The sequence below is a fragment of the Nocardia sp. NPDC052112 genome, from assembly GCF_040680135.1.
Classification (GTDB): domain Bacteria; phylum Actinomycetota; class Actinomycetes; order Mycobacteriales; family Mycobacteriaceae; genus Nocardia.
Genome location: NZ_JBFAWD010000057.1, coordinates 1 through 11,190 on the forward strand (window position 1 = coordinate 1; position 11,190 = coordinate 11,190).

Genomic DNA, 11,190 nt, shown 5'->3' on the forward strand with positions numbered 1-11,190 from the left:
AGCATCGGAGGAGGCCCGCCCTTCACGGCGGAGCCACACGGGACAAATGGGGAATTTCGGTGAGCGTCAGTGGGGAAGTTCAGTGAGCGCCGTCACTGGCACTCGAGCATTCGGCTGAGTCATCGTGTGCCGCACAGGCGACCCACTCAACGGGTCTCTCGACACCGGAGTGTGACAATGATTTCTCGGCCCGCAGACACCGCGCCCGCCGCAGCCGGGCTTCCCCCGGGACCGCGGCTACCGTCGACCGTGCAGACCATGCTCGTCTGGCGATGGCGCCAGCCCTTTCTCGATGCCTGCCGACGCCGCTACGGCAACTGCTTCACCTTGCGGATCGCACCCTTCGGGACGATCGTCGTCGTCTCCGATCCACCCGCCATCGAACAGGTGCTCACCGGTGATCCCGCGGTCTTCCGCGCCGGTGAGTTCAACGTGATCGCGGGGCTCGGCCTCATCCTCGGCCGCACCGCCCTCGGTCTCCGGGACGGGGACGAGCATCGACGGGCGAAGCTGTTGTTGTGGCCATCGTTCCGAGCGAGGTCGGTGGCCGGACACGCGGAGATGGTCGAGGAAATCACCGCAAAACAGCTGCGCCAGTGGCCGATTCGACGGCCTTTCGCGTTGCATCCACACATGCGGGTGATCGCCCGAGAGGTCATCCTGCATGTCCTCTTCGGCGCTGCCGACCCGGCGCGGTTGTCCGAATTGCGAGAAGTACTGCCTGCCCTCGCCGATCCGAATCCCCTGGATTTCGTGCCGGGGGTTCGCCGAATGGGACCGCTGCAACGGTTCCGACGTGACCTGGACCGGGCAGACGAGCCGATTCTCACGGAAATCGCACGGCGCCGTCGAGCATTGACGGTCGGGGAGTGCACCGACGTGCTGTCGTTGCTGCTCCATTCCGATGGGGGCAACGCACTGACCGACCGGCAGTTGCGCGATGAGCTGGTAGACCTGTTTCTGGGTGGGTACGCGCCGACCTCCCATGCCCTGTCGTGGATGTTCGAGCGGATCCTCCACGAACCCGATGTGTTGGCCGGGGTACGTTCGGCGGTGCACGCCGGCGACGATGGCTACCTCGAGGCGGTTGCTCATGAGGTACTGCGTCAGCGCCCGCCATTGTTCGCCGCGGGCCGAGTGCTGGCGCAGCCGATCGAACTCGCCGGATATCTTCTGCCCGCGGGCATTTCGGTTGCCGCCGCGGCGAGCCTCGTACACAACTCGGGGCAATGGCACGATCAACCGCGCGAGTTTCGGCCTGAGCGCTTCCGCTCCGGGCCGCCGCAGCGCCACACCTGGATACCGTTCGGTGGTGGGCAGCGCCGATGCCTCGGCGAAGGACTCGTCTTCGTCGAAATGATAGCGGTGCTCCGCACCGTGTTCACCCATCTCGACCTCGCTCCGGCAGATCGCGAACCGGAACGTGCCGTCCCCCAAGACATCTCAGTGACGCCGAGTAAAGGCGCACGGGCTGTCGTTCGTCACCGCCGGTCCGCCGCAGGCCGCCTGTGATCAGTCACAACCATTGAGCATCAAACTCGATCTGGCGGACCCTCTTGCGGCACCTCGAGCGACAGAGTGACACGTTCGCGCACCATGTCGATGTCGAGGATCTGTGCGGTGATCTCCTGGCCGACAGTGAGGATGTCGGAGGGATTGTTGACGGGTCGCCAGGACAGTTCCGGAATATTGATCATCGCGGTGAAGCCGCCGATGTCGACGAACGTCACCCCGGAGCTGGCGATCTCGCTGACGGTGCCGTTGCAGATCTGGCCTCGGCGCATGGTCTTCAACAACGCCCAGTCGTGGTCGCTCGGAGTTGGTTCGGTCCGCCACCGGGCCCGCAGGATGCCGTCGTTGTCGGGTAGGACGGCGGTGAACAGGGGGTGGCGTTCGTCGATATACAGGGAAAGCACGGTTGCGGCCCGTGCGCCGGTAACCCGCGCGGCCAGTTCGGTGAACTGGGTCTCGTCGGCAATGATGCCGATGATCTGTCCGTGTTCGTCCTCCCAGACCAGTTCGATCAGGCCTTCATCGGGGAGCGCGGCAAGGATCTCGTCGATGTTGGTGGACAGGTCCGGCCAAACGGTGAGTCGAGAACGAGGGGTGAGTTCGGCGCGTATCGCGTCGACAGTGTCGATAGTGAGGCGGTGCCAACGGGACGCGTTGTGGATGTAGCCCTCTTCCAAGACGACAGCTTGGTGTGTGGCGATGTACCAGTGCAGCCGGGCCCAGAAAAGGTCGTCGGCGGGGCGTTGTTCGCCGGGCTCGTCGTCGAAGACCGCATCGTAGGGGGATACCTCGAGCCGTTCGGGAAACAGTCCCAGCGCGCGGGTACGGGACAACGCCCTTTCACAGGGGTCCCTGGTGCCGATGTAGAGGTACTGGTCCCACCCGATGTGCACGGCGAACACATCCTCCGCCTCCAGGCGGCACCAGGCGCCGTTGTCGCGAAGCATTGCTCGAACCAGTTCCAGGCCGACGGCTACCGGCACCTGCGCGCCGTCGTGGAAACCGGTGAGGTCGGGCGGGAATAGCCCGGACAGACCGTGGCCCTCGACTGCGGGCTCCAGGCCGAAGTGGACGAAGCCGGTGATCTGCGGCTCTCGTATAGTCAGCTGGTGGACGCCGGTGTCTTCGGCGAAGGCGGCCACCGCCTGCAGGTAGGCGGCTTCGACCGGCCCGTGGTCGCTGACCGATTCCTCGGCGCCGGTATATGTGCCGTGCTCGTCACGGTCGGCGGGGTCGTACTTGGTGATCTGGTAGGTGTAGGGCAGCACGTCACTGCTCTGTCCGAATCGATGCGGACACAGTGGTCTCCTGACGTTCCAGGACCCGATAGACCGTCGCCCGGCTGATGGAGAACAGTTCGGCGAGATCGGCGATGGTGTGCTCGCCGAACCGGTGCTGCCGCAGCAAGTGGGATTGCTGGGGGACGGACAGGTTGGGCCGCTTGCCTTTCACCTTGCCCTTGGCCCTCGCGACGGCCATCCTCTCGCGTGTCCTCATCCGCACCAGGTCCATGTCGAATTCAGCGAAGGTGGCCAGGCGATGCTCATCGGGGGAGCAGCGGGCATAGCCGACGAGGGTTGCGGTCACGCGGGAAGCGTACGGCAGACCTCCCTCATCGGACAGATCAGCGGCACTCTCAATGAGACGGCATTTCGTCTGGTCGGCGCATGCCATCGAGACATTGGCCTGCACCGATCGCCCATCAGACGCGTTGAGGTTGTTGCGGAAACAGTCGAATCAACACGGGCACAGGGTGTTCATCGCCTCGCACATAGCCGCCCGATCCGTTCCACAGCGGCAGTTCGGCGTCATCCTCACCGAGAAGCGGTGTCCGCCGCAGAAACGCCAACAGCCATATGCTGGCGCTGTGATTGGCGGCGTCGCGCGAAAGGCACTATCCAGTCGGGATCGAGGGACGACAGAGCCATCCTTGTAATTCGCCGATCACCTGCCGCACCTCGGGGGCCCGGTAGTTCGGGTGTATATGCCGTAATCTATTGGTAGAGAGTAGTTTTCGTGTGGCGATTTGGGTGGGCTACATCCGTGGGTGCGGGGCCGCTGACAATCCGGTGGATGGTTGGGTTCAGGTTTGGTCAGGTGGCGGTAGATGGTTTTGCGGGAGACGATGAAGGTGTCGGCGATCCGGGCGACCGTGCATCGGCGTTTGCTGCGGTGGTCGGTTTCGTCGTACATCTCGCGGGCTCGTGCGCCTGCAGTTCGGTGAGTGCGGCGGTCATCTCGTCCATGGCGGCGACGACGTGGAACAGGAATCGCCCGGCGGGGCGGTGGTGTGGATGCCTTGTTTGAGCACGATGAGGTCGATGCCGCGTTCGGCGACTGCGGCGGCGAGTTAGGTCATGTGCCGCACCGACCCGAATGGCCGCGACAGGCGGGTGATGACCAGTTTGTCGCCGCGGCGTAGGTGATCGAAGCACTTGTCCTATTCCGGGCGATGGGCGAGCTTACTGGAGGTCTTGTCCACCCTGATCCGTTCGCACCCAGCTGCGGTGAGCGCGTCGATCTGGGAGTCGTCCTTCTGCCCGCGCGTGGGAACCCCCGCGTATCCGAATCGAGCCCTACCGGCTTACTTTGCGCATGCTTCTCAGCCATCTGAAGCTTCCCGACCAGGCTGTGGTCAGCTGACGGCGCCAAGTCTGTCCAGAGACCTCGACGGCTGGTCGGCCTTCGTTACGGCGCCCGTAGTCCTGTCAGCAGTTTGGTGAGGATGGCGAGGGTTTGTTCCCGGGTGGTGTCGGGGGTGTTGGTGTCGGCGATGGTGAGTGCGGCTTCGCCGATGAGTGTGCAGCATAGGCGTGCGAGCAGGTGGGCTGGATAGTGTGGCAGGACCTGTTTGTTCATCAGTTCGACGAGGACCTGTTCCAGGATGCGGCCGGCGTATTGCTGGTCGAGTTCGCGCCATCTCGACCAGCCGAGCACTGCTGGGCCTTCTTCGAGGACGATGCGTCGGTATCGCGTCTGGGTGCATGCCTGCAGGTATTCCGCGACCGTGTCCAGGCCCCATTGCCAGGGATCGTCGACCGCGGGGGCGCCTGTGAGCAGGGTGGTCGCTGTGTCGGTGTGGACCCGTATGAACACGGCTTCGAACAGTGATTGCTTGTCCTTGAAGTGTCGGTATACCGCGCCTTTGGTGAATCTCGCCGCGGCGCCGACCGCGTCCAAGGAGGTTCGGTGGTAGCCGTTCGCGGTGAATAGCCGCTCGGCTGCCTCGACGAGCGCTTGGCGGGTCTGCTCGACGTAGTCCAGGCGTTGGGGCTTGACATCACTCACGATACGCATAGTAAGGTTCGATACCTTCAGTATCTTCGATACTGATGGTTTCATAGTGCTCGAGCAGACTACCGGATTGCGCCCATTGCTGAATCGACGCCAGTTTCCGAAGGAGTTGCCATGACACACCGCATCCCGATCGGCTACGGACTGGGTATCGCACGACTCGCCGCTGAAATCGACTACCCGTCTCTTACTGGAGATGTGCAACACGACATCATCGGCATCCTGGAACAATTACGCGCCGTGTGCCGACGCCACCCATCGGTACCGGAGGTCGAACCGTCGAACGTCGACCCGCATACCATGCGATACCTCGACCGCATGGCCGGCGCGTTGGCGCCGACCGGCCTCGATGCCACCGCCACCCTAACGGTCATCTGCTTGCTCACGGGATGGGTACGCGCCCTCACCGCACAAGAAGAAGCCGGATTCTCCGCACACGCAAACATGGCCGACCACATCTCAGCGATGCTGCCCCACGGCGACTACCCACAGTTGACCGCGCTATTGGCCACCCTCAAATCCGTCACATTCCCACCCGACACCGACACGGCATTCCGAAAATGCATCGAAGCGCTACTGTTCGGCATAATTCCACTGGAACCGTGATTCGCCCATTGCGATAGGTGTCCCGCATTACCATGCGCCGATGGCCACCGCGGCATCCTTCGCGTGCTCGACCACCCGAATCATTTCTCCCTCGCACCGGAATGCATCGGTACGTCGACCACCCGCCTTTCAGATCGAGCGACCTGAGCGCGGCTAGTGCGTCGAGAGATCAACCATAGTGACCCGATTATTAATGACGCGACGGTCATGAATATCTCAATGATAATAATCATCTCACAGACAACGAATAATGTATTCATGGCGAGCCCCTCCTTCTCAGGCTGCCTGTGCCCGTATGATCTACCGGCAAAGTTCATTGTGCGCCGAACTTCCATCGGCAGATTCTGTGACGGAAAGTTGCAACTCGCCGAGTGATTTGGTAATGCGGTTTCGCTGCGGCTGGTAGATCCGTGAAGTGACGTGGATGCCTGCTCGGGCCCGCCATTCAGCGGCACGAGGTGCAGGTCGACGAGCGAAACCGAATTGTTCGAGTTCATCATCGAACAATTGCATCGTTCGCGGCGGGCGGAGCCGATAGATACTGCTTTGCCGAGGCGACATCCCGCATGCAGCGCAACGGCATCGGGATATGTCGACAGGTATTCCGCCATCCAGGCGTCGATGATTATTGTGCGAATTGCGACTCCGTTAGTAGTGGCGAACGGTACACCCAGGGTGATGAAATCGTAGTCGCTACTGTGAATAGCGGCCGCAGTGCGAACACCGATGATGGGGATTTCTGTACGGTAATCGAGCACCCGAGAAAGTTGTGAGCGTGGTCGCTTTTCGTTTGTGAACTGACGGCTATCCATATAGTAACCTCCAGCTTCTCTCGTCAGCCGATTATCACAGGACGCCGTCAGTGGCGGCGATTCCGATCGTCAGGGATTTCGATGACTTGAACTGCAATTTTCCATCGCATATGACTACATCGGCGACCATCCGATCGGAATAGCTGTCACCGGTGGGGTGTGCCCCTGGAGCCAACGCTCCAGGGGCAGACTACTCAGCGCAGGTCGCGGCGACGGAAACCGACAAGCCCCACCGTGATCACCGCTGCCGCGATCGCTACCAGGATCACTACCGGGGTGGCGGTGAACGATGCCGCGGGCAGCTTCGGCAGGTGGCTGTATGGGTCGAGGTCCAGTACCCACTGCGGCATGCCGGAGATGGATCCGAGCAGGAACAGGGCGAGCCCGCCGGTGAACACGCCCCACGCCACCGGTGTCCACCGGGGCAGCAGCCCAAACAGCAGCACGGTCGCGGCGGTGAACAGCCAGATAGCCGGAAGTTGCACCATCGCCGCACCGAGCACCCGCGGGAGTTTGCCGTCGACATCGTGGGCCGCCAAGCCGTAGGCGAGGCCACCGACGCAACCCGAAACCAACAGCAGCACTACCGGTCCACCGAGCGCGAATACCAGATGTGAAGCGGCCCAGCGGATTCGGCCGATCGCACCGGTGAGCACCGCCTCGGCGCGATCGGCGGTTTCTTCCGAATACAACCGCAGCGCAGCCGAAATCGAGTACGCGGCCGCCGCGAGGCCAAGCATGGTGTAGGCCGTGGTGACCATCGAATCCTCGAGCACCTGCGAGCCGCCCATTCGGGAGATGATGTCGCGCATGGTCTGATTGGAACCCAGCTCGTCTCCGATGCCGTTGATCACGCTGCCGAACATCAGCGCATACAAACTGAGCCCTACACACCAAGCCACCAGCGTGCCACGCTGCATCCGCCAGGCGAGCCCGAGCGGCCCCGCCAGCGCGGAACCCGCCACAGGTGCGCCGGACCGCTCGGCGATCAGTCCCGCCCCGAGGTCGCGCCGGGACAACAGCAGATAGGCTCCGACGATCAGCACCGCGGTGGTCGCCGCGTGCAGCAGCAGAATCCACCAGTGATCGCCGGCGAACGGCCGTACCTGCAACGACCAGCCCAGTGGTGACAGCCAGGTGAGCACGTTTGTGGGGCCGTCACCGGCGCGGGCGTCACCGATCGCGCGCAGCGTAAACGTGCCTGCCAGCACGGCGAAGGCGATACCACGCGCGGTCCTGGCACCGGCGCTGAGCTGCGCGGCCACCGCAGCGACGGCGGCGAACACGATGCCCGAGGCGGCCTCGGCGAGCCCGAACGCGAGGGCGCCATTGCCGGGCACCCCGGCGCCCTTGATGCTGGCAGCACCGATCAGCCCGGTGGCCAGCGCACCTCCGCAAGCGACTGTCAGCGCGGCAGTGAGGCTCGCGAACCGCCCGACCTGGGTCGACGCGAGCAGTTCCTCGCGTCCGGTCTCCTCCTCCGCGCGAGTGTGGCGGATAACGGTGAGGATCGTGGCGATCGCGATGAGCGCATGAAACGGCCCGGCCTTCCACACCCCCGCCGCACCGAGCGTGGTGTTGTAGATCGGTCCATACATGGCCAACTGTGCCGGGCTGGACAGGATCGAGTTCGCGAAGTCGGCCAGGTCGGCCGGGGTGTTGATCAGCTTCTCGATACTCTTGACGTAGACGCTGCCCAGTGGGGCGGACAGCAGCAGCACCCACAGCGGCAGCACAATGCGGTCGCGCCGCAGATACAGCCGCAGCAGTTGCAGGGTTCCGGCGAAAGCTGAGGCGCTGCGGGCGGATTCGGCGAATCCGTAGTGCGGGCGCGTGGCAGTGGCGGTCGTCATTTCGATGCCTCCGCGTAGTGGCGGCCCGAATCAGCACTGCCGGCGTTGTGCCCGTCGAGCGAATAGTGACGCAGGAACAGCTCTTCCAGTGTCGGCGGCTGGCTGACCAGGCTGCGCACACCGGCATCACCGAGGATCCGGATCAACTCACCCAGATGTTCGCTGTCGACCTGGCAGCGCAGCGTGTGGTCCTCGATGCTGACGTCCTCGACTCCCGCGATCCGGCCGAGATCGCCCGGGTCACCGATCATTTCGGCCTTGATCGAGGTGCGGCTCAGATGCCGCATCGACGCGAGCGTGCCGCTCTCCACCGTCGCGCCGGCGCGGATGATGGTGACGCGGTCACACAACGTCTCTACCTCGGACAGGATGTGGCTGGACAGCAGCACCGTCACCCCCCGATCGGTGGCCTCCTGGACACACTCCCCGAAAACCTGTTCCATCAACGGATCCAGCCCTGAGGTGGGCTCGTCGAGCATCAGCAGATTCGCGTTGGAGGAAAACGCCGACACCAGGGCGACCTTCTGCCGGTTGCCCTTGGAATAGGTGCGGGCCTTCTTGCGCGGATCCAGCTCGAACCGCTCGATCAACTCCTCGCGACGATCGGGATCCAGACCGCCGCGCATGCGGGCCAGCAGATCGATCGTCTCACCGCCGGACAGCGTCGGCCACAGCGTGACATCACCTGGAACATAAGCGATCTCGCTGTGCAGGCCAACCGCGTCGGCCCACGGATCACGGCCGAGCACACGTACCTCGCCCGAGGTGCGGGCGAGGATGCCCAGCAGAATACGGATGGTGGTCGACTTGCCCGCCCCGTTCGGGCCGAGGAAGCCGTGCACTTCCCCCTCGACGACCTCGAGGTTGAGACCGTCGAGAGCGTGTACCCGTCCGAAATGCTTGCGCAGGTCGCGGACGTCAATTGCCGATGACATCGAATCTCCTTGAGAGACTGAGGATCAATATTTGTCTGTGAGAATTTGGATCACTGTTCGGCGAGCAGGGCATCGAGCACCGTCGAATCGGTGAACAGACCGTGCGTGCTCATCTCGACGGCTGGCAGCATCATCTGTTCGGCGAATTCGCGAAGCGCCTTTCGATAATCGAGCTCCCCGTCGTGCCTGGCCTCGTGCAGTTGCAGGAAGAAGAAGAACCCACCGCCGTTCTGGGTCGCCAGATAGCGGGCCGTCGCCTTGAGATCCGTTGGTGAGCGCAAGGTCCCAGCCTCGATGCCGATCGCCAGATACGCCTCGATGTCGGCCACCATATGCTCGAACCACGTCACCAGAAGGGCACCGCCCGCCTGAAAGGTCCGCATCAGGTAGGCAATGAGCGGCGCGTATTCCTCGATCTCCGTGAGCGCTCGCAGCGTCGCAGTCGGCGAAGGCTCCAGCACGTACTCCGTCTTCGCCGTCCGGATGAGCGTACGAACATGCTCGTCGCACTCCGCTCGCAGTCCATCCTTGGACCCGAAGTGATGATTCACCAACCCGGGCGACACACCCGCCGCCTTCGCGATCGCTCGAACACCGGCTCCGAACCCCTCTTCGCCGAATACGACGATCGCGGCATCCCGGATACGGGCCCGAGTGTTCAGATCCGAAGGCGGATCCTTCCGGTAAGGTTGCTCTCTTAAACGCATGTTTAGTACATTAAACGCATGTTCAATTGTCGCGCAAGTGTCAGATCCATGTTTCCTGGGGAACTGCTGGTGGTCGGCGGATTGGTGGGGCGAGGGGCGGAGTCGTCGAAGTTCGGCAGTGATCTTGACGTATTGCTACGGCTCTCGTAGTCCTGTCAGCAGTTTGGTGAGGATGGCGAGGGTTTGTTCCCGGGTGGTGTCGGGGGTGTTGGTGTCGGTGATGGTGAGTGCGGCTTCGGCGATGAGTGCGCAGCATAGGCGTGCGAGCGGGTGGGCTGGATAGTGTGGCAGGACTTGCTTGTTCATGAGTTCGATGAGGACTTGTTCGAGGAGGTGGCCGGCGTATTGCTGGTCGAGTTCGCGCCATCTCGACCAGCCGAGTACTGCTGGGCCTTCTTCGAGGACGATGCGTCGGTATCGCGTCTGGGTGCATGCCTGCAGATATTTCGCGACCGTGTCCAGGCCCCATTGCCAGGCATCGCCGGTCGTGGGGGTGTCTGCGAGCAGAGTGGTCGCTGTGTCGGTTTGGACCCGGATGAACACGGCTTCGAACAGTGACTGCTTGTCCTTGAAGTGTCGGTATACCGCGCCTTTGGTGAATCTGGCCGCGGCGCCGACCGCGTCCAACGAGGTTCGGTGGTAGCCGTTTTCGGTGAACAGCCGCTCGGCTGCCTCGACGAGCGCTTGGCGGGTTTGCTCGACGTAGTCCAGGCGTTGGGGCTTGACATCGCTCACGGTACTCATAGTAAGGTCTGATACCTTCAGTATCTGCGGTACTGAAGGTATTCGCCCTGGCGGGAGAGGGCAGCCGGTGGTTGTCGACCCGTTATTCCGGTGGTGTTCGGGGTTGGGGCCACGTGCTGATCCGCCGCTGATTGCTGAAGGAGTTGCTATGACGCACCGTTTCCTGATCGCCCGCGGACTGGGTATCGCGCGACTTGCGATCGGCCTGTCCACATTCGGGCGGCCGGTGCTGGCTCGCCGATCGCTCGGTATTGCGGTGCCCGACACCGACGGTGGCACCATTGCCCGAATGTTCGGTATTCGGGATGTCGCACTGGGATTGGCGACCCTGAGCTCCGATCCGGTGGTTCGCGATACCGGGCTGCGACTCGGCGCGCTCGCGGATGCGGGGGACGCCGTAGCAGTGGTATTCGGCCGCCGCGGCGGTGTCACCGACTCCGGCGCAACTCTCATCGGCGGTGGAGCCGCACTGTTCGCGCTGGCGGGATTGGCGGCGCTCCCGCGGCGATCCTGACCGGGCCGCGCTCGGGAGAGCGGCCATATCAGCCGAGTGCGGCACACCGCCGAGCAGTCGTGCGAATAGGCCACGGTAGCAACGTATTGCACTGATGACATCTGGTTTGTGCTGAAAAGCTTTGTCCTGCAACGATTTTGGGTTCGTCCCGTTGTTTCGAGGAGGGTTCAGATGGAAAAGGTCACTTTCACCGAGGAAAAGGCGACCATGCTC

11 protein-coding genes are annotated in these 11,190 nt (G+C 63.1%); 3 read left to right on the plus strand and 8 right to left on the minus strand.

Annotated features, from left to right (window positions below):
* Positions 1 to 177 precede the first annotated feature (177 nt).
* Positions 178 to 1,512: a cytochrome P450 gene (locus AB0L58_RS42640; RefSeq protein WP_364397335.1), complete on the plus strand. Its 1,335-nt coding sequence runs from the start codon at positions 178 to 180 to the stop codon at positions 1,510 to 1,512.
* Positions 1,513 to 1,532: 20 nt separating this feature from the next.
* On the opposite strand, the gene AB0L58_RS42645 is transcribed toward AB0L58_RS42640, so the two are convergent.
* The 3 genes from AB0L58_RS42645 to AB0L58_RS42655 form a co-directional block, all read right to left on the minus strand.
* Complete coding sequence (locus AB0L58_RS42645; protein WP_364397338.1) at positions 1,533 to 2,780, minus strand: S1 RNA-binding domain-containing protein; 1,248 nt, start codon at positions 2,778 to 2,780, stop codon at positions 1,533 to 1,535.
* Between the two features lies 1 nt (position 2,781).
* Positions 2,782 to 3,099 (minus strand): helix-turn-helix domain-containing protein, encoded by a 318-nt coding sequence (locus AB0L58_RS42650; RefSeq protein WP_364397341.1) that lies wholly within the window; start codon positions 3,097 to 3,099, stop codon positions 2,782 to 2,784.
* A gap of 1,101 nt (positions 3,100 to 4,200) precedes the next feature.
* Positions 4,201 to 4,800 (minus strand): TetR/AcrR family transcriptional regulator, encoded by a 600-nt coding sequence (locus AB0L58_RS42655; RefSeq protein WP_364397344.1) that lies wholly within the window; start codon positions 4,798 to 4,800, stop codon positions 4,201 to 4,203.
* 120 nt (positions 4,801 to 4,920) lie between these two features.
* Here AB0L58_RS42655 and AB0L58_RS42660 point away from each other — a divergent pair, with 120 nt between their 5' ends.
* Positions 4,921 to 5,412 carry a TetR/AcrR family transcriptional regulator C-terminal domain-containing protein gene (locus AB0L58_RS42660; RefSeq protein WP_364397347.1) on the plus strand — a complete coding sequence of 164 codons (492 nt, stop codon included), beginning with the start codon at positions 4,921 to 4,923 and terminating at the stop codon, positions 5,410 to 5,412.
* Between the two features lie 80 nt (positions 5,413 to 5,492).
* Here AB0L58_RS42660 and AB0L58_RS42665 read toward each other — a convergent pair whose 3' ends face one another.
* From AB0L58_RS42665 to AB0L58_RS42685, 5 genes are all read right to left on the minus strand, one after another.
* Positions 5,493 to 6,224: a hypothetical protein gene (locus AB0L58_RS42665; protein WP_364397350.1), complete on the minus strand. Its 732-nt coding sequence runs from the start codon at positions 6,222 to 6,224 to the stop codon at positions 5,493 to 5,495.
* A gap of 194 nt (positions 6,225 to 6,418) precedes the next feature.
* A complete protein-coding gene (locus AB0L58_RS42670) occupies positions 6,419 to 8,077 on the minus strand; it encodes an ABC transporter permease (protein WP_364397353.1) in 1,659 nt (552 codons plus the stop codon).
* A complete protein-coding gene (locus AB0L58_RS42675) occupies positions 8,074 to 9,012 on the minus strand; it encodes an ABC transporter ATP-binding protein (protein ID WP_364397356.1) in 939 nt (312 codons plus the stop codon). The genes AB0L58_RS42670 and AB0L58_RS42675 overlap by 4 nt, the downstream gene beginning before the upstream one ends.
* Before the next feature lie 50 nt (positions 9,013 to 9,062).
* Positions 9,063 to 9,719 (minus strand): TetR family transcriptional regulator, encoded by a 657-nt coding sequence (locus AB0L58_RS42680; protein WP_364397359.1) that lies wholly within the window; start codon positions 9,717 to 9,719, stop codon positions 9,063 to 9,065.
* Between the two features lie 135 nt (positions 9,720 to 9,854).
* Complete coding sequence (locus AB0L58_RS42685; RefSeq protein ID WP_364397362.1) at positions 9,855 to 10,454, minus strand: TetR/AcrR family transcriptional regulator; 600 nt, start codon at positions 10,452 to 10,454, stop codon at positions 9,855 to 9,857.
* Positions 10,455 to 10,611: 157 nt separating this feature from the next.
* On the opposite strand from AB0L58_RS42685, the gene AB0L58_RS42690 reads away from it, so the two are divergent.
* Complete coding sequence (locus tag AB0L58_RS42690; RefSeq protein ID WP_364397365.1) at positions 10,612 to 10,977, plus strand: hypothetical protein; 366 nt, start codon at positions 10,612 to 10,614, stop codon at positions 10,975 to 10,977.
* Positions 10,978 to 11,190 lie beyond the last annotated feature (213 nt).

What these genes read in the sequence shown, in the direction of transcription:
- AB0L58_RS42690 (WP_364397365.1), top strand. Translation starts at nt 10,612, where the DNA reads ATGACGCACCGTTTCCTGATCGCCCGCGGACTGGGTATCGCGCGACTT.
- AB0L58_RS42665 (WP_364397350.1), bottom strand. Translation starts at nt 6,224, where the DNA reads ATGGATAGCCGTCAGTTCACAAACGAAAAGCGACCACGCTCACAACTT.
- AB0L58_RS42675 (WP_364397356.1), bottom strand. Translation starts at nt 9,012, where the DNA reads ATGTCATCGGCAATTGACGTCCGCGACCTGCGCAAGCATTTCGGACGG.
- AB0L58_RS42660 (WP_364397347.1), top strand. Translation starts at nt 4,921, where the DNA reads ATGACACACCGCATCCCGATCGGCTACGGACTGGGTATCGCACGACTC.
- AB0L58_RS42680 (WP_364397359.1), bottom strand. Translation starts at nt 9,719, where the DNA reads ATGCGTTTAAGAGAGCAACCTTACCGGAAGGATCCGCCTTCGGATCTG.
- AB0L58_RS42670 (WP_364397353.1), bottom strand. Translation starts at nt 8,077, where the DNA reads ATGACGACCGCCACTGCCACGCGCCCGCACTACGGATTCGCCGAATCC.
- AB0L58_RS42640 (WP_364397335.1), top strand. Translation starts at nt 178, where the DNA reads ATGATTTCTCGGCCCGCAGACACCGCGCCCGCCGCAGCCGGGCTTCCC.